The following is a 25,030-nucleotide window of genomic DNA, read 5'->3' as shown; positions in this document are numbered from 1 at the left end:
GTACGCAAGCTATTAATTTTCTTTTATCAGTAGATAAATATTTTCTGCAAGCTGTTCTATGTTGACAGCCTTTTGCCCCGTATTCATAGTATGGTATGCACGGATTTGATTGGCAGTGTCTGCTAAATACATAGTCGTGCTATGGGCGATTGTACCTTCTTCATCTTTTTTGTAGGCAAAATTAAAGTCGTTGATGGTTTTTCGGGTATTTTCTAAAGTTCCCCTTATAAAAATCCAATTAGCAGGAATTGGCTCAAAATGGGATGCGTACTGTTTAATCCTTCTAGAAGTATCCACTTCAGGATCCATCGTAATTAAAACTACATCATATTCAGTTTCTTTCACATCTTTTTCCTTTAATACACCCTGGAGCTCTTTTAAATCTAGCATGGTCATCGGGCAAACATCCGGGCAATTTGTGTAATAAAAAGTGATTAATTTCGGTTTACTATTGGAAAAGGAGAACTCTTTTCCATCAATGGTTTGTAGCTCAGGGTTTTCTATCTTGTGCAATTTTGGCAACTCAGCTGCTTTCGGCCAAAAGATGTACACTAATATGGCCCCGAATAAAAGCCCGCACATGATGATGACTCGTTTTTTCAAACCTTCCTCCCCCTCATACTCTTAACGAATATAAAATAAGCATGAAAACGAATAGTAGTAGAAGCGATGAAAATCCACACATTTGATATATCATAACGAATTGTTGCTGAGCAGAAGCAAGAGGAATACTGCATAATTGGGGGTTCTTCAACACTTCGCCTATCATCACTCCCATAATGCTACCTAACACGCCTTGGTAAAAACCAAGCAAAATGGAATGGAATTTGACAAGCGCTCCAAATAAAATACCCACTACCCCACCATACATAATGCTGCATAGCACGATAAAAGAAGGTTGCATTGTGAAGGCGCTAGATATATGGATGCCTACTACCAATGCTGAGACTGAGACAGCTGCTTTAGTGATAGATGCTGCATACCGATCCCCGAATAATGCTCTTTTCCTTCGTAGGATAAAGTAACAAACAAATGTTGTCAGCACATTAAAAATGCCAAGAACAATAACTATAAACATGGCGCACCTCCTATGAACGCCTAAGTGATATAACCAATAGGACAATCATGAAACAAATTAACCCCTCCATCATGACAATAAATAGAAACGGATTAATCAAGATTGCTCCTAACATCGGTGCCATAATCCCTACCATTAAACCATTGCTCAACCCTGTGAGCATTGTCTGATAATCAAATAGCGCACCGAAAATACCTCCTGCCACCATTCCAAGAATCGTTGACAAGCAGGTAATCGCAATAAAATGAAAAGGATACTGCACCATCAGTAAAACACCTACCGAAAGGCTAAGCATACCGCCGGTAACCATGGCTATATTCATGCCTAAGTGAAAACCAACTACTTTTCGGTAACGGGACATAAACACATACAGCATGATAAAAACCAACATATTCACATATGTCAATAACTGCAAAGAAATCTCCTCCATGTCACCACCTCTTCACAAGGTATGTATATTTAACTTATAGGGTGACATCACAAGTGTTACGCTACCTTAATGGTTGATGAGAGGCCCCATCCGTAAATGTATTTCTCATCCCTACTATAATTTTCTCGATTTTTCATTTTCCCAAAGACTTTACATGGTATCTTATAGTTCCACGCCCTACCACAAGATAGTAAAAATACATATTGTGTGGACCTTTTGAAATTTGATAGAAAATGTAAAAATGTTATTAAGGGGATGAATTCATTGTTTAACGATTTTAAGCTAACGGAAGACCGTCCTATATATATTCAACTGAAGGATTATCTTAAAAGGATGATTACCAACGGGCATTTACTTGAGCACCAAAAGCTTCCATCTACCCGCGAATTCAGTTCATTATTATCCATCAGTCGAAACACCGTTCTAACGGCTTATACAGATTTGGAGCAAGAAGGACTTATCTATGCATTGAAAGGAAAAGGACATTTTGTAAGCCATGTTGAAACATTCAAATCCCAATCCATCCAGTTGAATTGGACAGAAAAGATCAATGAGCAAACCTTTCTTGCAGAAAAGATGGACCTCATGAAGCATGGAGTGGGCTGGAAAAAAGGAATGATCTCATTTACTAGCATCGCCCCCGATGAAAAGCTTTTTGATGTAGAGAATTTCAAAAGAGCTTTTTTAAATCGGATGTCCTTAGAGGGAGATATTGTTCTCAACTACGGCTATGCAAAGGGCTATAAACCACTTATCGAATACCTGCTTCATTACATGGAGATTAAAGGGATCGATACGAGAAACAAAGATATTTTAATTACAAATGGATTTACGGAAGGCCTTGATTTACTTTTATCCTCTTTATATAAAAAGAATGGCCGTCTTATTTGCGAAAATCCAACCCATCATTCTGCCCTTAAGCTTTTTCAATTACACGGCTTTGAAATCGATGGAATTGAAATGGAAAACGACGGTGTTAATGTAAAGAAGTTAGAAAAATCCCTATCCGAAAAGGAATATGATTTTGCTTACTTGATTCCCTCTTACCATAATCCAACGGGCATCGTAACTTCCTCAGAAAAAAGGAAGAAAATGATGGATCTGTTTTCAGCCTATCAACTGCCGATTATTGAAGATGGATTTAATGAAGAATTACGTTACTCAGGATCACATCTAGCACCGTTAGCTGCTTTTGGTGGACTTGGCAATAACGTCATATATATTAGTAGCTTCTCTAAGATTCTTTTTCCTGGCTTACGGGTTGGCTGGATTTTAGCAGACAAAGAGTTGATTTATTACTTGGAAAGTATGAAAAGAGCTCGTACCATTCATACATCAACGTTAGATCAAGCAGTGTTATACCAATATTTAAATGATGGCTATTTTGAAAAATATATAAAAAAAGCAAAAGCAGTCTATAAGAAAAAATATGAGCTTGCTGTCCATTATTGTAAGCAATATATCCCCTGTAAACGGATAACTGGTGACGGTGGACTACACCTTTTTATAGAACTAAATAATAATATAGATGCACAAAAGCTACTGGAAGCATGTTACCCAAAAGGCGTTGTTTTTTCGTTAGGCCATGTTTTTTACACGGACAATAATGGAAAACATACGCTGCGTTTAGGCTTTTCTAGGCTACAAGAAAACGAGATTGTTGAAGGAATTAAAATTATAGGAGACACATTAAAAACTAATTTTGGAGGTTAAACAAATGAGAGTTGGCGTCATTATGGGAGGGATTTCCTCCGAGAAGCAAGTTTCAATCATGACAGGTGAAGAAATGATGGTACATTTAGATAAAGATAAATATGAGGTCGTACCTATTCGTATTGAGAAAAAAGAAGACCTAATGGAAAAAGCACGGAATCTTGACGTTGCACTATTGGCGCTACATGGTAAATATGGTGAGGATGGGACTATTCAAGGTACTCTAGATACCTTAGGCGTTCCCTATACAGGAAGCAATGTCTTGTCCAGCAGCTTATGTATGGATAAGAATATATCGAAAAAAGTCATCAGATATGAAGGCGTACAAACACCCGATTGGATTCACCTTTCAAACACTGATGAACTTAACCTGGACGAATTAGATAAATTGGGTTTCCCTGTAGTGGTGAAACCTAATTCAGGCGGTTCGAGTGTAGGCGTAAAAATAGTGTATGACAAGGAAACAGTTAAATCAGCGATAGCAGACGTATTCAAATGGGATTCAGAAGTGATTATTGAAAAGGTTATATCTGGTGAGGAAATCACTTGTCCCATATTGAATGGAAAGCTTTTACCGACGATTTCAATCCGGCATCAGGGTGAATTCTTTGATTACGCCTCGAAATATGATGATGCAGCCACCATTGAAGAAGTGGTTCAACTCCCTATTGAAACACATAATCGTGTTGCTGATGCAGCCATCTCTTGCTATAAGGCATTGAAATGTAGCGTCTATGCCCGAGTAGACATGATGATTTACAACGGTGTTCCCTATGTGTTAGAAGTTAATACACTACCTGGATTAACAAAAAATAGTCTAATGCCGAAAAGTGCAGAAGCAGCAGGTATACCTTACTCTCAACTGCTTGATTCTATTATTGAAAGTTCACTTCAAGCTAGGAAAAACGAAGCCTAGTTGTGGGGATTGTGATCCTTCTGAGAATGAGATTGAAATGTTTTAGTGAAAAAAACCGAACGAAGGTGAAAGTTAACTTCACTTTGTTCGGTCATTTTTTTATTTTTCTAGGTTGAATTCTGTGAGAGTATGCATCAATATGATTTAATTTTATCTTGAATTTCATTAAGCACTAGATATATTTAATCGATATTCAAGTGCTCGTTATATGTCTATTATGGGAACTTTACGATAACTTTAATTGTCTGAGAAATACTGTTGTTAGCAGTTTTGATAACTCTAAATACCTTAAAAAATGCTAGTGTGTACAAGTACCTTTATATGCATACACTTTTCAAAAAAGAATTATTCCATAAATAATTCCTTTATCATTTTTTCAGCTTTATGCATTTCTGCTAATAACTGATTTTGATAGTCATTGTAACTATCCATATAAGCACGTACACCGCCCAATATGTTAATCTCCTCAATATCCTGGTGATTTTCTAATGTGGCTAGTGCTTTTATATATCTTGTATATATTAATTGTAATATACCACCACTTTTGATTTCATCTGCATAACCTTCCTCGAAATTATTTATTACAACTTTTATCTGATCAATTATCTGCTTTTTCTTGTCCATTATATCTTCCCCTATCTGCTTGGTACTTTTCTAATTTCTTTTATCCATTCAGATGGCCAATCTTGCGGTAACAATATTTGGTCTCCATTTCCTTCTAATAATGCACCACTTTTTGTATATTGCTTCTCAACTTTACCTATATTCAAAACTTGTCCTTTCGGTACTTCTATTACTGCTTCAAATTCTCGGGTGTTTTTCCAATCAGGAACTAATGCTGTACTTGTTTTTGCATTTATTCTATTTCCAGCAGGGCTAGTAGTCACAAATGAACCTGTTGCTCTTGCCCCACCACCATATGTTCTATAAAAGATGATTTTTTCTTTCGTGATTACTGTCCTATAATTACAATCAGTAAATGACTCACTTATCCATTCTGCCAAATCTACCTTTTCTATTACTTCTACTTTATCATCAATAGCCGTTGAGTAATTACCATATGATTTACTTGTACCCTTATCAGCCAAAACCCCATCCTTCTCCGCCTGCTTGATCGCTAAATACTCATCTGCTTTCGCTGGAAGTTTGCCTGATGGAAGACCTCGTTCTACACCGGTGACCACATTCCCAACGGTTGTTTGTACGGCACGGACTTCGATTGGACGGAGGGCATTGTCGATAAATTTGGCGGATTGGCGGACTGTTTGTTGGCCTGTCTTTGATGTGACTGCAGCGAGAACGGGATGCTTCAGGGTAAATTTCAACTGATTGCCATGGGCTTTCCCTAGATTCCTCGCATGTTCTTGTGTCGACTTTAATGCAGATCCCCCTGCATTCTCAACAGTTTTATAGGCGGATTTCATCACATTCGCAAGAGCTGGCATATTTTTTAATAAGGCTTTTCCCGCAGCTGCGCCGGCACCCGGCACAATCGCAAATGCCCCTCTTACTAGGCGTTCGTTATCCGAGAGTTTTCTGCCGGATATAAGATCTTCTCCCGTGATGGCTCCTCCGACATCTATAGCCGTATAGGCAGCCCCTGCCACGAGTCCAGCGGGTGGACAGACAATCGTTAAGCCTACCACAACCCCTGTAGCAATTAAATTAAACCAAAATTCCTTCTTCTCCTGACCCGCACGAATTCCTTCATATTCAAAGGCCCCACTATTTAAAGCGGCTGTTTCGTAATCCTCTTGAGAAGATTTCACATCTGGATTTTGCAGCTTCCAAGCCTCATATTCAGCTTTTAGGTTTTCAGAATACTCCGTGTCCGCTTCATATAGATCCGTTAACTTGATTTCTTTTTTATCGTGTCTATTAAAAAAGGGACCAGTCTGAACGTTAATCGTATTCGCTGTTGTGTACGCAGAAACATTCATATCCGCCATCTTTTGCATATATTCATCGATGCTTTTATAGAACGGTTCGTCTACTTTTTCATCTATAATTTTACCAATTCCCTTGGCATAATTATATAATTTTTTGTACTTCTCGCGGATGGGGTTCGCTTCTGGTTGGTATGTCTGGGGGCTAAAAGAAATGGCTCCATCGATATCTTTGTCTGCTATTTCGCTCTTGGAATCCTTAAATAGGTCATCTGCATGCTCATACTTATTGTCATACTTGTGCGCTTCATTCACTTTTTCAAGTGCTGAAGCTATACTCTTCCACTTTGCCTCTTCATAGTGAATCTTCACCTGCTACACCACCTTATAAAACAACTTAAGATTAATTCCTCAATTGTAAAAAATTTATAATTTCATTTTAAAAAAGGATAGTATTGGCGTCAATGAGCATTCTAGGTCAGAAGAAATTCTTCTAAAGGATTTTATTTATTAAAAGAAACTCATTAAATTATTGAAAACGAAGAAAAGAATAGATTAGTTAGATTTTTCCGAGCAAAATTACCTATCATTATTAGATATACATATACCTATTCATCTATACTTAAATACCCTGTGCACTCTTCTTATAGCCTAATTCAATAATGCCTGTTTATAGAAAAAGGGACTCTTCAGTATCGGAGAAGAATTCTACCTGAAACAGAGCTTTGTCTATACAAGGTTAATTAGGCTAATACTGTGTGTCACTCTAAGTAAGAGAAAACTTATATTATCCAATCACTCAATGACTTTAGGGATTTAAAAAGAACAGTCAAAATCCTTGATCTCAACATATATTAAATCAATCGGTATAGTCATTATAAAGCTAACATGGTTTACTAAATGATTGATCAGAGATAATCACTTTTGTTGTAATGATATTTCACTATTTTTGATGGCATGAAAAATCAGGTTTCTGACAACCTTGATTTTTCTGAAAACATCTGGTAGTCTAATTTTAATTCCTAGTAAAGTAATCTGAAAAGAGGGGATGAGTATGGGAAGAGAATTCAACGACTTGTTTGATCAATGGGCCCAGACATATGATGGAACGATTTCGGGGCATGATCTTGAATATACAGAAGTGTTTACAAGGTATGATGAAATTTTAGAGGAAGTGGCAGACCGAGCATCCGGTTTTGTTATTGAATTTGGTGTGGGAACCGGCAACCTGACGAGCAAGCTTGTCAGCAAAGGAAATAAGGTCTATGCTGTTGAACCATCCCAAGGGATGAGAGAAAAAGCAAAGGAGAAGCTCCCTGATCTCACGCTGATTGACGGTGATTTTCTTCAGTTTCCCGATCCTCTCGTAAAAGCCGATGCAATTGTCAGCACCTATGCCTTTCATCATTTGACAGATGAAGAGAAAGATAGAGCGATTGGCCGTTTTCATGAAGTGCTCAATGAGAATGGGAGAATCGTTTTTGCTGACACTGTTTTCTTGGACGATAACGCCTATAAAGCAAAAATCAAAGAGTCCGAGGAAAAAGGATTCTTCCGGCTTGCCGAAGATTTAAAGAGTGAGTACTACACGACCATCCCGGTCCTGACCAAATTATTCGAGAAGAATGGTTTTTTAGTAAAATTTGAACAGCAAAATGAGTTTGTCTGGCTAATAGACTCAATAAAAAAGGAGAGATAACTATGGCAGCACAACAAAAGATGAATGTAGAAAGCTTTAATCTCGACCATACAAAAGTAGCAGCACCCTATGTCCGACTTGCAGGTGTCAAAGAAGGGATCAACGGAGATGTCATCCGCAAATATGATATTCGCTTTTGCCAGCCGAACAAAGAGCATTTAGAAATGCCTGCTTTGCACTCGCTTGAGCATATGATGGCAGAATTCAGCCGCAACCATTCCGATAAAATCGTCGACATTGGACCAATGGGCTGCCAAACAGGCTATTATATGGCGTTAATCAATCATGATGATTATGATGATGTACTCGTTATTCTTGAAAAAACATTGAATGATGTTCTGGTAGCGACCGAAGTACCTGCCTGCAACGAGGTTCAATGCGGCTGGGCAGCGAGCCACAGCCTAGAAGGTGCAAAAGATGCAGCAAAAAAAATGCTGGCAAAAAGAGACGAATGGACAGAAGTATTTGCCTAAAAATGAGGGAGCAGCATGAAGTACGCAAAAAATATTCAACAATTGATTGGCCATACTCCTTTGCTTGAATTGACTGCCTTTCCTTTGCCTGAAGGAGTCAGACTGTTTGCCAAATTAGAATTTTTCAATCCTGGTGGCAGTGTAAAAGACCGGCTCGGCCAGTATTTGCTTGAACAGGCTTTTCGTTCAGGAGAACTTCAGAAAGGCGGCACGGTGATTGAACCAACCGCTGGTAATACTGGCATCGGTTTGGCGCTTGCAGCCATCCATTACGGGGTGAAAGCTGTGTTCGTCACACCAAAGAAATTTAGCCAAGAAAAGCAAATTTTAATGAAGGCGCTTGGAGCAAAAGTGGTGAATACGCCGACAGAGCTCGGGATGGAAGGTGCCATAAAGAAAGCAGAAGAGCTTCTTCAAACAATCCCTAATTCCTATTATCCAGGACAATTTCGGAATGAATGGAACCCTGCCACTTATTATGAAACACTCGGTCCTGAACTTGTGGAAGCAATGGACGGACAGATTGATATATTCGTAGCGGGAGTTGGATCAGGCGGGACATTTACCGGAACCGCCCGCTATTTGAAGGATCACGTTCCCGGTGTCCGCTGTGTCGTGGTAGAACCTGAAGGATCCATATTGAACGGCGGAAAGCCAGGAAGCCATGAGACAGAAGGAATTGGCATGGAATTCCTTCCCCCATTTATTGATACAGCATTGTTCGATGGAATTCATACGATTTCTGATCAGGACGCATTCCATTATCTAAGGGAAGCCGCAAGATTAGAAGGCCTTTTGGTCGGGAGCTCTTCCGGCGCTGCCCTGGCTGCAGCGTTGAAGGAAGCGGAACAAGCGGCTCCAGGAAGCCATATTGTCACCATTTTTCCTGATAGCAGCGAACGATATATAAGTAACAGAATATATGACGAGGTGAAATAAAGATGAAAAAGAAAACACAATTAATACATGGTGGAATCAGCAGTGACCCATATACTGGTGCAGTTTCAATACCGATCTACCAGTCGAGTACATTCAAGCAGGACGGCGTCGGCAATTTCACATACGAATATTCAAGAACAGGCAACCCGACGAGAGAAGCGTTGGAAAAGCTTATTGCTGATATTGAAGGCGGTGCTCGGGGGTTTGCATTCGGATCTGGTATGGCTGCCATTACAGCAGTAGTCCATTTGTTCTCATCTGGCGACCATCTGATCTTAACCGATGACGTGTACGGTGGTTCCTTCCGTGTCATGACGAAGGTATTCAACCGTTTTGGCATTGAAGTTTCGTTTGTAGATACAACAGATCTAAATGCAATTAAAGCGGAGATTCGTCCTGAGACAAAGGCAATCTTTGTGGAGACGCCTACGAATCCTCTATTGAAAGTGACGGATATTAAGGCGGTCAGCGCAATTGCCAAAGAGTATCATTTACTGTTCATCGTTGACAACACATTTAGCACGCCTTACTGGCAGAACCCGATTGCACTAGGCGCGGATATTGTCCTGCACAGTGCGACGAAGTATCTTGGTGGTCATAGTGATGTCGTAGCTGGTCTCGCCGTAACGGCAACAGAAGAGCTTGGAGAAGACCTCCATTTCATCCAAAACTCTACCGGCGGGATACTAGGACCACAAGACAGTTGGATTTTGATGAGAGGCATAAAAACGCTCGGTATCCGTATGGAGGAAATCGAATCGAATACAAAAGCGATTGTAGAAATGCTTCAAGAAGAGGAAGCAGTAGGCAAAATCTTCTATCCAGGTCTTGCAGATCATCCGGGACATGAGGTCCACCAATCCCAAGCTGGCGGATTTGGAGGCATGGTCTCCTTTACCGTGGAAAACGAAGAAAAAGCGCGAGAAGTTGTGAAAAATGTTCGCTACTTCACATTGGCAGAAAGCCTCGGTGCTGTCGAAAGTCTAATCTCCGTTCCCCCTCTTATGACTCATGCTTCAATTCCACGAGAACGGAGATTAGAACTGGGCATTGAGGATGGACTTGTACGGATTTCGGTCGGACTGGAAGATGCCGAAGACCTTGTGGAAGATTTGCGCTCTGCTTTGCGGAAATAAGGAATACTAAAAAGCTGCGGAATTTTATTCTGCAGCTTTTTTGTGTCTACGATACTCAATTTAACTGTTACAACCATGAGCTACGAAAATCAGTAAACCATTAATATAATTTATCGTTACTTTACTTAAAATTAAATGTAATAGCTCTATGGACTAAGAATTCAGTAAAGCTTAGTCCTATGAGTCCAAAGTTAAAATTTTATAATACAATAATAAAACACCTGTGCCTAATAAAACAAACAAGTGCTTTTTGCTAAATGCAAAACTTCATTCTTAACAATTCTATTCTCTTATAATATAAACAAGTATATCCCCATATTAATTGGAAAATATTTTTCTAGCCTTTCAATATAAAAAAGGAGCTCTTAAGAAGAATTACTTTCTAATTTTATATAAATGATATATTTAAAAAGTTAGAGGAGTAGTTTTTATCAAGTTTCGCTTCTTAATAATATTGTATAAGAACCTAAATTATCTAAAGAATTCTCTTCGAGGAAATTATACACGCTTTGTAAATACCCTTTATTATGCCCTACATTTCTAGCAAATGATTGGATAAATGACACGATTATATCTTCATTAAAATCTTCATCTATATTTGCTCTGATACCAATAAGATGCAATCTGATTAACGTATAATGTAATACGAGAATACCATATTCTCTCATATAGTTTCCTTTATTGTTTAATGGAAACATTGTCTGAAATACATAATTAACTAAATAATTCTCTAATATATATTCGATTTCTTTTTCACTATTTAGATATTGATCTAAGGCTGTTTTGTAATCGTGTAGGTTCTCAGATTTGGTACGAGAAGAAGAATAATTAATTCCTTTCATAAAACTGTCATAGTATTTTTGAAATCTAGGATGATTAATTCCTTGAAGTTGTCTAGCCTCGGCAATTAGTTTTAAAATCTCGAATTGTGTATCCATATTTACAGGAATTTCACTAAAAAGATCTGATACATTATTATTTAAATTATTTTGGAATGTTGTCAGTAAACCATCAAATTCATTTTTCGTACTATAACTTTTGGATTGTATTTGTTGTATAAATAATCCGATATATAATAAACGTTCCCATAAACTTATACTACGCTCTTGTAGCACCTCAATTATGAAAAAACGGACATTCCAATAATTATGTTCTATACTGCTTGGTATAAAATCGTTTGTTTGAAGTTCAGCATTATATATATTAGTAGGTATATCTGTTTCAATAAATTCAAAATCGATACCATTTTTATTTAATAATGCTAATCTAGCTATTTCCGGGCAAGATATTGTGCCCGACTTTTCGAAACTATCCCCTAATTTATTGATCATACGGGGGTATATAGAACATGTATGACAAAGATGACTTTCACCGAATTGCTGTTGTATTCCACACAGCTTATCTTCCGTTAAAAAACTACATTGATTATTATCATTAAGCTTCATTTTAGCATAGAGATTTACATGTTGATCAGAAGTGTCTTTAATTCTAGTAACACCGTTTTTAAACTTCTTTTGGAAACTTGGTTCTGATATTTTTTTATATTTCTTGTATGTTTTTTTATCTATTGAAATTGTCCAGTTTGCACAGCATGTATCTTCACATTGTGTACCTATGCATTTAAAATCTTTCATATAAACTGGTTGCAGTTCTTTTACTTTCATTTTTAGCTCCTCATTTAAAAAAGAAGGAGCTAAAAATAAGCTCCTTCTTTTGAATAATATAACAATTAACGAAGTAATTGAAGTACACCTTGTGGTTGTTGGTTAGCTTGTGCCAACATAGCTTGTGCAGCTTGAGAAAGAATAGAGTTCTTAGTTTGGTTCATCATTTCTTTCGCCATATCTACATCACGAATACGAGATTCCGCAGCTGTTAAGTTTTCAGAAGATGTGTTCAAGTTGTTAATTGTATGCTCTAGGCGGTTTTGTTTTGCACCTAATTGCGCACGTTCATCAGAAACTTTAGCAATCGCTTTATCAAGAGTGTCAATAGCACCAGAAGCTGTTGCAGCATCAGTTGCAACAGTTACTGCATCGATTCCTAGAGAAGCAGAATCCATTTTAGCAAATGTTACTTCTAGCTTTTGGTCTTTGTTTGCACCAATTTGGAAAGTAAACTTGCCAGTTGTACCACCAGTTTGATCTAATAAGTTTTGAGTATTGAATTGTGTAGTAGTAGCAATACGATCAACTTCTGCAATTAGATCAGTTACTTCTTTTTGAAGTTGTCCTCTATCTTCGGTTGTATTTGTATCGTTACCTGCTTGAACTGCTAATTCTCGCATACGTTGAAGAATTGAGTGAGTTTCATTTAATGCACCCTCACCAGTTTGAATCATTGAGATTGCATCTTGAGAGTTTTTAGATGCCATATCTAAACCGCGGATTTGACCACGCATTTTTTCAGAGATTGCAAGACCAGCAGCGTCATCACCAGCACGGTTAATACGAAGACCTGAAGATAATTTCTCCATTGATTTTGATTGTGCTTCTGAAGCACTGTTCAATTGACGGTGTGTGTTAAGAGCTGCAATATTATGGTTAATTCTCATTATAATTTCCTCCTTGGAATGTACAATCCACATCCTTGTGGATCACAGTGTTTTGACAGGGAATTAAGCCGGCCGGTCTCTTTTCCCTGTTACATACTTACTATCGGAGCATTACGTAATTGTTTAATAGTTTTAGATAAATTTTTTACTTTTTCTTTTTAAATATGTCTAAATTTTGGAGCACCGCTTCCGTATTAGATTGTGACACTTCTGTTCGGAGTTCTCCCCGTACTATTCCAATATTTTTAGGAGCTTTAATGCCAAGTTTAATTTGGTCCCCTTTAATGTCAGTGATGACAATTTCCACGTCGTCCCCTACCCAAATAGTTTCGCCGACTTTACGTGATAGTACTAGCATCTCTTCACCCCTCTACGCTTTCTGTTGAGATAAGGTGTCGTATTGCATAATCTTCGTTATTTAATATAACTTGTTTTGCCTTGTTATTCGTTGTATTCCAAACGATTGGCGCTTTTAAATTAATCGTAGATTGCTCAATTGATTCTTTTAATGAAACAATTGATAGCACTGCAACATCCCTAGGATCATTTATTTGCAGGGAGTGCGTGATGATTTCGTCGATTTCAAAGCTGTAGTTAGTTGTAATGTCAAATGGATTAGTCACAATAAAAGCAAGTTCTGCTGTTTTAATCGATTGCAGGACATGGAATGCCGTATTATCTTCAATCGGGAGTAGTACAAACCCTTTTTCATCCTCAAAACCTGGTATGCCATGTTCGAAATGAAGAATTTGAGATGATTCAATCTCTACTTCCCCTAAATAGGCTGTTAGAATATTCATGTTTAATCTCCCCTTACACTTGCCAATCTATTTTTAATGAAGGGTATTGAAGCATTTCTGTTGTCACTTTACCCGGTGCATATTCATGGATTGGCTTATTGATTTTCGTGTTGTTAATTACTTTTTGCGGTTGGGCTTCTATATTTACCTTTCCCGGTTGGTATGAAATTTTAACGCCGCCTGGTGAAGGGATAAACTTAATACCTAAGCTAGAATAAGGCTGTCTGCCAGACTGTTTGGCATGCTCAGCAATCGGATTACCCCCATTCTCAATATGCATCAAGTCGTCACCTTCACCCGCTCTTCTTGAAATCCCCTCTAAGAGTTGCCCTCTGCTATAACTAGCAACTTCGGCAGTACGCCGTATACTGCTCATCAAATCCAAATCTGCCCGTGCTTCTATTGTATCGATGGAAAGCTCCGGCTTTATTGTATTGATTTCAAGAATCGCAGCTGGTTGTTCTAACTCTAGCTCTGCCTGAGGCTGTTGAATTTCTTGGATTGGCTGCTGAATGTTTAAACCAAGTTTGCCTTGCGTTGATTCAATGTGCAACTTTGGCATGTACATAAAGTATCACCTCTCAAAAGAAGCGTTTGGAAAAGTTCCAAACGCTTCTTCATCTTATCGTAAAAAGTCTGTCAGTGATGGTTGTATAATACGAGCTCCTACAGACAATGCAGCTCGGTGGATAGATTCTTGTGTGATCATGTTGGTAATTGCCTTTTCATACTCAACATCTTCATTATCAGACATTTGCTTTGTCGTAGTAATTTCTTGTGATGATAGACGGTCTTCCATTAGTTCTACACGATTTTGACGTGCACCAATGTCTGCTCGGATTGTCAACAAGTCATTGCTATTGGTATTCAAGTCCGTTATAGAGTTGCTGAAATCCTCAGCTGTTGTGGCACTTTCCAGCTTTGTAAACATTTCATCAATCTTCTGGAAAGTTTTAATTGGCGTTGTATTAGATTGCAATGAAATACCATCAAAAATCTCTATATTTATTGATTTTTCAAAAGCAGCATCATTTACATAATTTCCTGTTACTTTATCAAAAGGCGGAGTATTTGTTTTTGTACCACTAAAGATGTATTTGTCACCAATTTTTGTATTCGACAAGTCTTGTACATGCTGTCTTAGCTGAACTAATTCAGCTTTTATTTTTTCACGATCTTCGTCTGTAGTTGTGTCCGTCGAAGCCTGAATCAACAGGTCATTGGTTCGTTGCAATGCTGCTCCTACCTTATCCATTGTATTATCAGATGTATCAAGCCAATTATTGACTTCACCAATATTGCGCTCATACTGCTCTATTTTGCCAAGTGCTGTACGGTAGTTAATCCCTTTCATAACAACAACAGGATCATCTGAAGGGCGGTTTACTTTTTTCCCTGTTTCCACTTGGCGCTGCAGATCCCCCATTTTACCGTAGCTACTTGATAGATTGCGTAGCATATTGTTTGAGAGCATCGATTGTGTTACACGCATCTCACTTTACCTCCTACTTACAGACCTACTCGGCCCATACCGTTAATGATCTTATCTAATATTTCATCGATTGCCGTAATCATACGAGCTGATGCGCTGTATGCTTTTTGAAATGTAATCATATTTGTCATTTCTTCATCCAAGGATACAGAACTTACGGATGCTCTGCGTTCTGTGACAGATTGCAGCAATGTTTCTGAATTATATTGCAAGCGGTTTGCTTGTTGGCCGTCGACTCCTAGCTGACCTATTAGTCCTTCAAAGTAGGATTGCGTGCTAACGCCACCTAAATCTGTCAGTGCTGAAAATTTCATATTTGCTAGTTTTTGAGCAAGTTTTCCATTACCAGGTTCCGCATCTGTAGAATCAGATGCAGCAATTAGCTTTGGATCTTTAACAATCGTCTCATTCACGACAATATTACTAGCAGACATGCCACTTGATGCGTCTTTTACTACAAAGAAATCCTGTCCTTGAACACCATTCAAATCTGTACCAGTTTTGTGAATCTTATTAAACTCTTCTGCAAAAGCCTTAGCCATTTTATCTAAGTTAGCTAGCATTTCTGGCAATTTTCCCGTAACGGTTCCAGTTGATGTACCGTCTACACGATAGCCGTAGGAATTAACTAATGATTTTAACTTGCCTGTTTCCGTAAACTTGTTTGCTAAATGAACCTCTTCCCCTTCTGCTGACCAATCGTTGTTAACTGGTTTATCAATTGCCTTTTTATCGGCATCCAGTTCTTTTTTCACAAGGTAAAAGCCTGTAACAGGTTCTGTCGGTGTTACGCCGTCTGTTGAACCTTTTGTCCGCAATTCAGCGTGATCTGCCCCATCTACCAATTTCAACTTCGTACCATCAGCAAGTTTAATAGAAACAGTAAGAGAACCTTCCGAAATAGCTAATGCGTTCCCCCCAGACTTTTGATATTCCAAATCAATCGGGAAATAGCTGGAAAGCTCATCAACCAGATTATCTCTAGCATCATACAAATCATTTGGTAAGTAACCGTTTGGTTCCACATCTTTGATTTGTCTATTGATATTGGCAATTTGTTCAGCAAGTGAATTAATATCCTTTAATGAGATACCAATTTCTTTTCCCGTGTTATCTTGCACTTGTTTAAGCGATGTTGCCATATAGTTAAATGAATCTGCTACCGCCACGCCACGTTGAACAACAACGGCACGTGCTCCTCCGTCTTCCGGATGTACGCTTAAGTCCTGCAATGAATTCCATAATTCATTCATTGTTTGGGCAAGTCCATAATTGGATGGTTCGTTTAAGATATCTTCCATTTGTGTAATGACTTGCGATGTGGATTGCCAATAACCAAGTTTATTGGTCTCTTGTCTATATTGGTTGTCGACAAATTTGTCGCGGATTCTTTCTATTGAGCCTGCTTCAACGCCCGTACCTAAAAACCCAGGCATTTGGGGCGAATTCGTTCCTGTACCTGGGAACCCTTGTGTCGGCTGCATGTTGACGCGTTGACGTGAATAGCCGATCGTATTGGCATTAGAGATATTATGGCCAACTGTGTAAAGTGCTTGTTGTTGGGTTGTAAGGCCGCGTCTGCTTGTTTCTAAACCCATAAAAGTGGAGCCCATTCTTTTTCCCCCTATAGCAATTCGTGCATTTATGCTTGCGAATCAAAATTAGTTTTCGGCAAATGGCTGCCTCTGGCTTCGTTTTTCGAATAATTCACTTGATTTTGCTCTGGGCGCATCAAGTCGAGCGTCATATTGACATATTGTAATGATTGGTAAATCATTTTTTGATTTAAATCATTTTGCTGCTTCAGTGAATCTATGAGACTAACTAAGCGATTGCTAGTCTCTTTCAATGCATCTTTTTCAACGTGTGTGCTAGCTGCTTCTATAACCTGCGCAACAGTATTACTGCCAGAGGAAGCAAATCCCTTTGCTTTGAAGTAATCCGTTACTGCCTTCTGGCGCTGTTGTTCAAGCTGCGATATGGCTAGTACATGTGCTTGCTCGTCTTTCAAAATTTGGTCGAGAGCTTCCATATCGCCGACTTTGATTAGATCTGTTTTGCGATAAGCTAGTTTGAGCAGGCTTTTATGCATTTTTTCAAGTTTATTCATGCTGGTTAACAGCGGCTCTATGGACATGTTCTCTCTCCTTTATTTGCGGTAATAACGCAATAAGTCTGATGCTAATTTATTTGCGTCGACTTTGTAATTGCCTGCTTCCACTTGTTCTTTAATTTGACCAATGCGTTCTGCGCGGTCAGTGCTGTAGCTTTTGATTCCTTGAAGGTCTTTCGCTGCAGATGAGATTTCAATTTGGTCCGTCATATTGACCGTACTCTTTTTTAGTTTCTCTGTTTTTAATGATTGGTTTTGGTATGGATTTACTTTGTTTACACCGTAATTTTGAATTTTCAACGTAATGACCTCCTCTTTTAATGATCATATACTTTTTATTTCGGTACAATTTGGTGAATGTTAAGCCAATACGCGATAAAACGAAAGAGTTCCTATTGTTTGTTATTTAATATAGTACTTTTTTCTAATTAAAAACCTTCATTCGCTAAAAGGAATGAAGGTTTGTGTTTTATTTATTATTTCTGTCAGATAAATAAGTTGCCTTATCTTGATTCTCTCTTGCTTGCCTGAATTCACGTGCTGCATTAAATTTATTTAAATCTTTTTTCAATCCATCTGCACATTCGTTACAAAGCTTCCCTGAAGTTGTTATGCGTCCGCATTGATCGCACGGATAGCCTAAATTCGGGAATAAGGCCGGTTGCAGCCTATTTTTTCTAACCCATTTATATAAAAGCTCTTCTTCCACGCCTGTGACTTCAACAATCCGTTCAACTGTCGCCGCGCGGTTTTCTCGTTTACGCAAAAAACGGTAGACAACTTCATACATATTTTCTTCATCCTGAGTGCACTTCGGGCAAACTTCCCTTACACCGGTATAATTAAAGAAGCCGCCGCACTTCGGACAATTTCGCAATTCTCCCATTGTCATTCCTCCAACTTATAGCCACTAAGACTTTTGGCATTCTATGGACATCATAGCAAAACAAAAAGCATATGCCTATAGAAAATTAAGTGAAAAGTCAATAAGAGTTTATATTACTACAAGTAAAATTATCCTTGAATCAGTGCAAATGACGTTACTTTCCTCGCACCTGTGTCCATAAGTAACGTAGCAGCATGTTTCAAGGTTGTTCCTGTTGTCACAATATCATCGACCAACAAATAATCGATATGTTCTATTTGACAATCTTCCGTTAAACTGAAAAATTGCTCTGATAGCTCCCGCTCTATTTTTGATTTAGTCGCTTGGTTTTGCGTAGTCTTTTTCTCTAGTAAATGTGTATAAGTGATGCTGGCAACCCTCAATAGTTCGTCCACCTGCGCAAATGTCCGGTCTTTTTTCTTTAAAGGATGCATAGGAATTGGCACAATCGTCGCAGAACTGTTTTTCAAATAAGTAGCAATGTCTGACCGAAAAACTTCTGCCAAAACAACATCCTGCCCAAATTTGAATTGGTGAAGATAATCATGCATCGCTTCATTATAGTGATATAGCGCAAAGACATCTTCATATTTTTGCTCGCTGTCTTGTACCCGCTCAAATTTCCTCAAGCACTTCTCACAGACAATAGGCTCGGGCATTGAAGTAAACAGCAGCTTCCAAGTAAGTTGGTGACGCAATGGTGCGGAGCATAAATAGCAGTGCATCATTGAATCACTTCCATTTCGTTCAGCTTTACGATTTCCCTTCGTGCCTCATCCATTTCCAACGTAATGCCATGATGGAAGAATACTAAATCTCCTGAAGGATGGTCCGCTGAGCGGCCGACACGTCCACCAATTTGGATGAGCGCACTTTTGTTGAAAATGGCGCTTTCCGAACCAATCACCGCTACTTGCACTCGTGGAATGGTGATACCACGTTCTAAAATAGTTGTGGTCAAAAGCCCTGGTATTTTACTCTGTTTTAATGAAAGCACCTTTTCTTTTCGGTCTGAGTCCTCTGCGTGAACAGCTTGTATAGCTGGATGCAATTGCTGAAATAAGTCAACCGACTTTTCCATTAGCTCAATTGTAGGAAAAAATACTAAAAAAGGTTCTTCTTTCTCCAGCCGATCACAAATCCATTGCTTTAGCTTTTGAGGGATTTTGCCTTTTGTTAGTTTCTTTTGATAACTGAACAATGAATCAAAACGCGGCACTGGCAAAGGGTGTGTATGATATCTTCTAGGAATAAAAGAATATCCGCCCTTGCTTTTATTAATCCTATTTTTAATTCATCAGATGGTGTTGCGGTTACATAAAGAATGGGTGCTTCCGGTTTCTTTGCTTTCTGCACAGCTTCTTGTAATGTTTGATCAAATGTATATGGAAAGGCATCCGCTTCATCAACTATGACTACATCAAATGCCTCTTCAAAACGGTAAAGCTGATGTGTCGTTGCAATAATGAGTTGGGAATAGCGTTTATCTACCTCCGCTCCCCCATAAAGTGCTTGTACAAATGTTTGTGGAAACACTTTTTGTATCCGCGGAGCAAGCTCGAGCACCACATCTGTTCGAGGCGTCGCCACACATACTCGTTTATGGCACTTTAGGCATTCAGCAATTGCTGGGAATAATATCTCAGTTTTCCCCGCGCCACATACTGCATGAGTAAGATGATCTTTACTTAGGCGTACACTTTCTATCAGTTCGACAGAAGCTTTTTCTTGCTGAGGTGTAAAGGTACCTTCCCATATAAACGTATTTCCCTTGGTCACTATTTTCTTTGGAGGACCGATCCATTTTATTAATTGTGTACAGGAACTGACTCTGCCCATGTTAATGCAATGCCTGCAATACACACATGTTTGTTCACACTTTGCACAATGAAAACATGCGAAAAAGTGTTGGTTTATATTGCGGCAACGATTACATTGCCATTTTTCTTTGGAAAATAAATGATTGGTTGTTGAGATTAATTGAATACCAGGGATGACTTCTACATAGCCAAGCTTAATTTGCTGATCGATTGTTTCACTTCTTAAAAATGATTGATTGCGTAGCCATAGCCTGCCAGTTAAAAAGTCTCGAAGCTGATGATGCAAAAGATGTAAAGGAGAAGATTGGGTAAGATTAAGCTGTGTTTTGTTTAACTGAAATCGCAATGATTCCCTCCAATTCTGGGGTTGGATTGAATTAAGTTTAGCGATATTCTAGAGTCCTAACAAGGGTTATTTCATAAAAGAAAAAATCCCGATAGACAAACTTGCATCAACGGGATTTTAACAATTATTTTCGATACCATCCAAGCCCAAGTGAACCTTCGCCAAGGTGCGTACCAATGACAGGACCGAAATAGCTTAATGTGAATTCAACGGATGGATATTTTTCTTGAAGGACACGCATCCATTCTTTCCCTTCCTCTTCACAATTACCATGGATGACGGAAGCTTTGATATTTGGATGGACTGCTACATCTTCGCCAAGTAAATCTTCTATACGCTTAAGCGCTTTTTTACGTGTACGAATTTTTTCAAATGGGACAATCACTTTATCTTGGAAATGCAAGATAGGTTTAACCTGCAGCAACCCACCGATTAAGGCTGATGCTGCTGACAGGCGGCCACCACGTTGCAAGTGCGCCAAATCGTTCACCATAAAGTAAGCACGTACTGTTTTTTTCATTTCTTCAAGTCTCGCTATGATTTCTTTTGCAGAAGCACCTTGTTTGGCCATTTTACCTGCCTCAATGACATAGAAGCCTTGGACATAACAGGCAATTTCACTATCAAAACCATGTACATCTAAATTTTTGACCATCTCACCAGCTTGTACAGCGCCTTGATATGTTCCACTAATACCACTTGATAAATGGATTGTTACGACTTCATCATAGTCTTTCGCAAGTTTTTCAAACAAGGAGACAAATTTGCCGATTGGCGGCTGCGATGTTTTAGGAAGGTCTTTTTCTTCCCGAACTTTTTTATAGAACGTCCCTACGTCCAAATCGACGCCTTCCTCATAAGACTCTCCCTCAAAAATAACGCTTAGTGGGACTACATGTATATTTAAATCTTTTATTTCATCCTCTGACAGATAGGCTGTGCTATCTGTAACGATGGCGGTTGTCATTAATTGTTCACTCCCCTACCTACATAAATACAATTCTATAATAGATCACTTGTTATGTTCAATGGGAAATAGCTAAACCCGGCAAAACAAAAATGAACGCAAAGATTTCTCCGCGTCCATTAGCAGTACTTCTATTTTTTTGTGCCCATGACATAGACGGCAGAAATGCCCCATTTGCCATTGTCCTTCGTCATTACTGTCACTTGGTTGAGTGGTTGTGTGAAGGAGTTGCTATCTTGTTTCACAACAGTTTTGATATTCGCAAAGATTTCTGCGTAATTGTCCTTGTATTTCTTCAAGATAATATTTTTAGCGGTGCGCTTTACATCATAGTCTTTAAACGCTTGTTTAGTGTAGTCAATTTCTTCTTTATAATCGAAGCCTTGTGGTTTATCAGCAATGGTATTGGCATATCGATCAATATCTTTATCATTAAAAGCAGCAATATATTCATCGAAGACGGCTAATATAGCTTTTTTCTCTTCAGCTGGCGCTGTTTGATCTTCATCAACTTTACCGTCTGAATTTAGCTCAAAACCTACACCTTCATCATCTGAAGAAACAGATGATTTCGCGGCCTGTTCATTCGCTTCTGTATTTTGTTTCGTATCGGAAATACCGTGATTAATCGCGTTATTTTGAGATGTATAATCACTATCTTTGGTCGACCCTGTATTGCTACTCGCTTTTTCATCATTGTTGCCACATGCAGCTAGCATCAACGCACATACACCGACTAGCGCTATCTTTCGTAAAAACATGGATGAGGCCCTCCTACTTTGTATTCAGCAAACATATTGACGTCAAAAGAATTAATATGTTTCATTTCAAACAATATCAGTATAATCCAGTTAAGAAAGCGTGTCATCTTCTTTTAACTCCCTTAACTTCCTCGGTATCCATCTTAACACGGTATAAATAGTAAAAAGCTAGAGTAGCGGGTCGAACTCCGCTATACTCTAGCTTTTTAAATTTCTTATCTTACTTCGACCCAGCCGTTTTTAATTGCTGTAACCACTGCTTGCGTACGGTCGTTTACATTCATTTTTTGAAGAATGCTTGATACATGGTTTTTAACTGTTTTCTCTGAGATGAATAATGTTTCACCAATTGCTCTATTGCTTTGACCATCTGTTAAAAGTTGTAGCACTTCACATTCACGCTTTGTAAGCAAGTGGAATGGACGACGAATTTCTGTTTGATGGAATGAACCTTTGTTTTCGCGTTCGCTTAAACGACGGTATTCCGCTACTAAGTTTCTTGTTACTTTTGGATGCAAGTAGGAGCCGCCAGCAGCTACGATTTTAATCGCATCAACAATTTCATCCGCATCCATTTCTTTAAGCATATAACCTAATGCACCTGATTTTAATGCATGCGATACATATGACTCGTCATCATGGATGGACAAAATCATCACTTTAGCATTAGGGTGTCCTTCAATAAGCTCAGCTGTTGCTTCGACGCCATTTTTTTGTGGCATATTAATATCCATCAAGACAACATCTGGTTGATACTCTTCATATAGTTGGATAAGATCCGTACCATCGTCGCCTTCTGCAACGACTTCAAATGAATCTTCAAAGTCCAATATACGTTTAACCCCTTCGCGGAATAATTGATGATCATCAATAATAATAATTTTTGTCATGAAAACTTCCTCCTAAATTGCACCTAAATTCTCTATTTTGTTTTAATTGGTATTTTAAACATGATGCGCGTTCCTTGTTTTTCTACAGAATCTAAATTCATTTCGCCACCTAGCAAATCGACACGTTCCTTCATTCCAATCAAGCCAAAAGAATTCTGTTTTGTAGTTTGTGGATCAAATCCAATGCCATCATCTTTAATGGAGATATTGATAAAGTCTTTACAACTCTCTAGTTTAACCCACACCTGATGTGATTTTCCATGTTGGATGGCATTATTTACACACTCTTGCACCAAACGGAAAATGGCTACTTCGTATTTTGAATCAAGCCGGGTCTGTTCTCCAATGCTTTGGAAATAAACCTTCGTTCCTTGATGATACTCTTCTACAGAACTTAGGTATTTTCTCAAGGTCGGTACGATTCCTAAGTCATCTAGAGCCATAGGCCGTAAATCATAAATAATACGTCTTACCTCATGCAAGGCATCCCGCACCATACCCTTTAGTTCTACTATTTCCAGCAAAGCTTTTTCAATACCTCGTTCTTGATATGTACGATTAATTATATCAGTGCGTAGCAATACATTAGCAAGCATTTGTGCGGGACCATCATGAATTTCTCTTGAAATCCGTTTTCTTTCTTCTTCAGTGGCTTCAATAATTTTCATGGTGTAGTCTTCACGCATCTTCGCATTTTCTAATGCCGGGCGAATGCTCTTCAAATCAACGGTCAAATAATTTAACACAACGTTGACTTGGCTCACTAAATGATCCGCCCGTTCAATTGTATCGAGTAGAGAGCGCATTCTTCTTTCTAAGTCATCTCTCTTATCACGCAATAACCTTTCTTCCGCTTGAAGAATCGAGTAACGAATCTGAATCTTATTTGCTTGGTCATAGGCTTTTTGAATCTCTGCTTCACTATAAATGTTGAAATTCTTAGAAACTTCCGCTAAACGAACTCTCGACAATCGTGACTTTTTCTCTAGCACATCATTTTCCAGAATTACTTCCTTTATTTTAGAACGAACTTGTTCCAGCTCGAGTTTCATTTCATCAAATGTTTTGCGACTCTGTTCACTGATAGTGAAGATGTCATTCTTTGATTCGTCGATGGTTTTAATCATTCGGTTGAAGATTAAATCCAACGATTCTAAGTCGAATTTATCGTTTAACATTTACATCATCCTTATTTTTTGTGCTACATTTAAATCAATACTTCGCCTGTTTGCTGGCTTATATATCTTTCCTACTGTATTCACATCATTATTATATCACGTGTCAGACTTAAGACTATTAAATTATGATGACAAACAGATGTCTAAGGCTTCACGAAATAGGACCTATATAAAGAGGAGTGTAACATGAGAAAAAATTATTTAACAATAAAAAGCGCTGGTTCCAATGAAATCGTAATATCAAAATCAAGATTTATCTCTAATTGTAAACGGGTGGAAAATGAGGAAGAAGCATTAGACTTTATTCAATCAATTAAAAAAGAGCATCATTCTGCAAATCACAACTGCTCTGCATATATAATCGGTGAGAATAACCAATACCAAAAAGCAAATGATGATGGGGAACCTAGTGGAACTGCCGGTGTACCTATATTAGAAGTTATCAAAAAACAAAACCTGCAGGATACAGTCATTGTCATCACCCGCTACTTCGGTGGCATAAAATTAGGTGCAGGCGGTTTAGTACGAGCGTATGGTAAGGCAGCGTCTGCTGGTATTGAGGCTAGCGGAGTCGTAGAACGAAAGTTACATAATGTTATGAAAGCAGCAATTGACTATACCTGGCTCGGAAAACTAGAAAATGAAATTCGAAATTCTTCTTATTTAATTAAAGAGATTGCTTACGCAGATAATGTAGAATTTTACGTATATGTTCCTGAAGAACAAGAAGCAGAGTTTAGCGAATGGTTAACAAACATGACTAATGGGCAAGTAATGATTACATGTGTTGACAAAGTATTTCGTGAATTCGACAAAATATAATGAAATTTTAATTTTACCTTTACATTTTCACATAGTATAATGAAGTTCGCTATATGTGCTAAAAGAAACTTCTTTCTTTTGAATAGCGTCAAATAATTATCTACACTTAGTATTCCTAAATTTAGAGGAGA

At 38.4% G+C, this 25,030-nt stretch carries 29 protein-coding genes; 7 read left to right on the top strand and 22 right to left on the bottom strand.

What is annotated here, in order from left to right:
* Positions 1–12: 12 nt before the first annotated feature.
* Genes M2M59_RS03155 through M2M59_RS03145 form a run of 3 tightly spaced genes read right to left on the bottom strand, consistent with a single transcriptional unit; the run spans position 13 to position 1,493 of the window.
* The gene (locus M2M59_RS03155; RefSeq protein WP_249775496.1) at positions 13–603 is read right to left on the bottom strand and encodes an SCO family protein; all 591 of its coding nucleotides are present in this window, start codon (positions 601–603) and stop codon (positions 13–15) included.
* A 13-nt stretch (positions 604–616) separates the two neighbouring features.
* Positions 617–1,078 (bottom strand): hypothetical protein, encoded by a 462-nt coding sequence (locus tag M2M59_RS03150; RefSeq protein WP_249775495.1) that lies wholly within the window; start codon positions 1,076–1,078, stop codon positions 617–619.
* 10 nt (positions 1,079–1,088) lie between these two features.
* The gene (locus tag M2M59_RS03145) at positions 1,089–1,493 is read right to left on the bottom strand and encodes a hypothetical protein (RefSeq protein WP_249775494.1); all 405 of its coding nucleotides are present in this window, start codon (positions 1,491–1,493) and stop codon (positions 1,089–1,091) included.
* Positions 1,494–1,772: 279 nt separating this feature from the next.
* Between M2M59_RS03145 and M2M59_RS03140 the strand changes: the two genes are divergently transcribed.
* Together M2M59_RS03140 and M2M59_RS03135 are read left to right on the top strand one after the other, a co-directional pair.
* A complete protein-coding gene (locus M2M59_RS03140; RefSeq protein WP_249775493.1) occupies positions 1,773–3,221 on the top strand; it encodes a MocR-like pyridoxine biosynthesis transcription factor PdxR in 1,449 nt (482 codons plus the stop codon).
* A 4-nt stretch (positions 3,222–3,225) separates the two neighbouring features.
* Positions 3,226–4,137: a D-alanine--D-alanine ligase gene (locus tag M2M59_RS03135; protein ID WP_249775492.1), complete on the top strand. Its 912-nt coding sequence runs from the start codon at positions 3,226–3,228 to the stop codon at positions 4,135–4,137.
* 345 nt (positions 4,138–4,482) lie between these two features.
* Here M2M59_RS03135 and M2M59_RS03130 read toward each other — a convergent pair whose 3' ends face one another.
* Positions 4,483–4,761: a hypothetical protein gene (locus tag M2M59_RS03130; protein WP_249775491.1), complete on the bottom strand. Its 279-nt coding sequence runs from the start codon at positions 4,759–4,761 to the stop codon at positions 4,483–4,485.
* A gap of 11 nt (positions 4,762–4,772) precedes the next feature.
* Positions 4,773–6,395, bottom strand: coding sequence for a pre-toxin TG domain-containing protein (locus M2M59_RS03125; protein ID WP_249775490.1), 1,623 nt, complete (start codon positions 6,393–6,395; stop codon positions 4,773–4,775).
* Positions 6,396–7,077: 682 nt separating this feature from the next.
* On the opposite strand from M2M59_RS03125, the gene M2M59_RS03120 reads away from it, so the two are divergent.
* From M2M59_RS03120 to M2M59_RS03105, 4 genes are read left to right on the top strand one after another with little or no spacing between them, the layout of a single operon-like run.
* On the top strand, positions 7,078–7,722 hold the full coding sequence (locus M2M59_RS03120) for a class I SAM-dependent DNA methyltransferase (RefSeq protein ID WP_249775489.1): 645 nt from the start codon (positions 7,078–7,080) through the stop codon (positions 7,720–7,722).
* 2 nt (positions 7,723–7,724) lie between these two features.
* A complete protein-coding gene (locus M2M59_RS03115) occupies positions 7,725–8,195 on the top strand; it encodes an S-ribosylhomocysteine lyase (RefSeq protein WP_249775488.1) in 471 nt (156 codons plus the stop codon).
* A 15-nt stretch (positions 8,196–8,210) separates the two neighbouring features.
* The gene (locus tag M2M59_RS03110; protein WP_249775487.1) at positions 8,211–9,134 is read left to right on the top strand and encodes a PLP-dependent cysteine synthase family protein; all 924 of its coding nucleotides are present in this window, start codon (positions 8,211–8,213) and stop codon (positions 9,132–9,134) included.
* A gap of 2 nt (positions 9,135–9,136) precedes the next feature.
* Positions 9,137–10,270 carry a bifunctional cystathionine gamma-lyase/homocysteine desulfhydrase gene (locus M2M59_RS03105; protein WP_249775486.1) on the top strand — a complete coding sequence of 378 codons (1,134 nt, stop codon included), beginning with the start codon at positions 9,137–9,139 and terminating at the stop codon, positions 10,268–10,270.
* Between the two features lie 431 nt (positions 10,271–10,701).
* Here the strand turns inward: M2M59_RS03105 and fliB are convergent, their stop codons facing one another.
* The 17 genes from fliB to M2M59_RS03025 all read right to left on the bottom strand — a co-directional run bounded on the left by fliB (position 10,702) and on the right by M2M59_RS03025 (position 24,077).
* Positions 10,702–11,934 (bottom strand): flagellin lysine-N-methylase, encoded by a 1,233-nt coding sequence (fliB, locus tag M2M59_RS03100; RefSeq protein ID WP_249775485.1) that lies wholly within the window; start codon positions 11,932–11,934, stop codon positions 10,702–10,704.
* 65 nt (positions 11,935–11,999) lie between these two features.
* Positions 12,000–12,824, bottom strand: a complete 825-nt coding sequence (gene hag / locus M2M59_RS03095) for a flagellin Hag (protein ID WP_249775484.1) — start codon at positions 12,822–12,824, stop codon at positions 12,000–12,002.
* 145 nt (positions 12,825–12,969) lie between these two features.
* Positions 12,970–13,182, bottom strand: a complete 213-nt coding sequence (csrA, locus tag M2M59_RS03090) for a carbon storage regulator CsrA (RefSeq protein ID WP_249775483.1) — start codon at positions 13,180–13,182, stop codon at positions 12,970–12,972.
* A 4-nt stretch (positions 13,183–13,186) separates the two neighbouring features.
* A complete protein-coding gene (gene fliW / locus M2M59_RS03085; RefSeq protein ID WP_249775482.1) occupies positions 13,187–13,624 on the bottom strand; it encodes a flagellar assembly protein FliW in 438 nt (145 codons plus the stop codon).
* Positions 13,625–13,637: 13 nt separating this feature from the next.
* On the bottom strand, positions 13,638–14,192 hold the full coding sequence (locus M2M59_RS03080; RefSeq protein WP_249775481.1) for a DUF6470 family protein: 555 nt from the start codon (positions 14,190–14,192) through the stop codon (positions 13,638–13,640).
* Between the two features lie 54 nt (positions 14,193–14,246).
* Positions 14,247–15,116 (bottom strand): flagellar hook-associated protein FlgL, encoded by an 870-nt coding sequence (gene flgL, locus M2M59_RS03075; RefSeq protein WP_249775480.1) that lies wholly within the window; start codon positions 15,114–15,116, stop codon positions 14,247–14,249.
* Between the two features lie 17 nt (positions 15,117–15,133).
* Positions 15,134–16,729, bottom strand: a complete 1,596-nt coding sequence (gene flgK / locus M2M59_RS03070; RefSeq protein WP_249775479.1) for a flagellar hook-associated protein FlgK — start codon at positions 16,727–16,729, stop codon at positions 15,134–15,136.
* Positions 16,730–16,758: 29 nt separating this feature from the next.
* On the bottom strand, positions 16,759–17,253 hold the full coding sequence (locus M2M59_RS03065; RefSeq protein ID WP_249775478.1) for a flagellar protein FlgN: 495 nt from the start codon (positions 17,251–17,253) through the stop codon (positions 16,759–16,761).
* Between the two features lie 12 nt (positions 17,254–17,265).
* Positions 17,266–17,529: a flagellar biosynthesis anti-sigma factor FlgM gene (gene flgM / locus M2M59_RS03060; RefSeq protein ID WP_066784580.1), complete on the bottom strand. Its 264-nt coding sequence runs from the start codon at positions 17,527–17,529 to the stop codon at positions 17,266–17,268.
* Between the two features lie 169 nt (positions 17,530–17,698).
* Positions 17,699–18,115: a TIGR03826 family flagellar region protein gene (locus M2M59_RS03055; RefSeq protein ID WP_066784569.1), complete on the bottom strand. Its 417-nt coding sequence runs from the start codon at positions 18,113–18,115 to the stop codon at positions 17,699–17,701.
* A 128-nt stretch (positions 18,116–18,243) separates the two neighbouring features.
* Positions 18,244–18,744, bottom strand: a complete 501-nt coding sequence (locus M2M59_RS03050) for a ComF family protein (protein ID WP_249775477.1) — start codon at positions 18,742–18,744, stop codon at positions 18,244–18,246.
* A 95-nt stretch (positions 18,745–18,839) separates the two neighbouring features.
* The gene (locus M2M59_RS16515; RefSeq protein WP_371923802.1) at positions 18,840–19,316 is read right to left on the bottom strand and encodes a helicase-related protein; all 477 of its coding nucleotides are present in this window, start codon (positions 19,314–19,316) and stop codon (positions 18,840–18,842) included.
* The gene (locus tag M2M59_RS16510) at positions 19,292–20,281 is read right to left on the bottom strand and encodes a DEAD/DEAH box helicase family protein (protein WP_371923801.1); all 990 of its coding nucleotides are present in this window, start codon (positions 20,279–20,281) and stop codon (positions 19,292–19,294) included. Before M2M59_RS16510 ends, M2M59_RS16515 begins: the two co-directional genes overlap by 25 nt.
* A gap of 124 nt (positions 20,282–20,405) precedes the next feature.
* The gene (locus tag M2M59_RS03040; RefSeq protein ID WP_249775476.1) at positions 20,406–21,248 is read right to left on the bottom strand and encodes a DegV family protein; all 843 of its coding nucleotides are present in this window, start codon (positions 21,246–21,248) and stop codon (positions 20,406–20,408) included.
* A gap of 131 nt (positions 21,249–21,379) precedes the next feature.
* Complete coding sequence (locus M2M59_RS03035) at positions 21,380–22,009, bottom strand: nuclear transport factor 2 family protein (protein WP_249775475.1); 630 nt, start codon at positions 22,007–22,009, stop codon at positions 21,380–21,382.
* A gap of 215 nt (positions 22,010–22,224) precedes the next feature.
* Entirely contained in the window at positions 22,225–22,899 is a 675-nt protein-coding gene (locus M2M59_RS03030) for a response regulator transcription factor (protein WP_066784550.1), read from the bottom strand.
* Positions 22,900–22,931: 32 nt separating this feature from the next.
* Positions 22,932–24,077 carry a sensor histidine kinase gene (locus tag M2M59_RS03025; protein ID WP_249775474.1) on the bottom strand — a complete coding sequence of 382 codons (1,146 nt, stop codon included), beginning with the start codon at positions 24,075–24,077 and terminating at the stop codon, positions 22,932–22,934.
* A gap of 186 nt (positions 24,078–24,263) precedes the next feature.
* Between M2M59_RS03025 and M2M59_RS03020 the strand changes: the two genes are divergently transcribed.
* Positions 24,264–24,899, top strand: coding sequence for a YigZ family protein (locus M2M59_RS03020; RefSeq protein ID WP_249775473.1), 636 nt, complete (start codon positions 24,264–24,266; stop codon positions 24,897–24,899).
* Positions 24,900–25,030: the final 131 nt, after the last annotated feature.

The sequence above is a fragment of the Rummeliibacillus sp. G93 genome (assembly GCF_023515935.1).
GTDB classification, from domain to species: Bacteria; Bacillota; Bacilli; order Bacillales_A; family Planococcaceae; genus Rummeliibacillus; species Rummeliibacillus stabekisii.
Note: the sequence above shows the minus strand (reverse complement) of the source record. Positions and strands in the feature narration are given on the sequence as shown.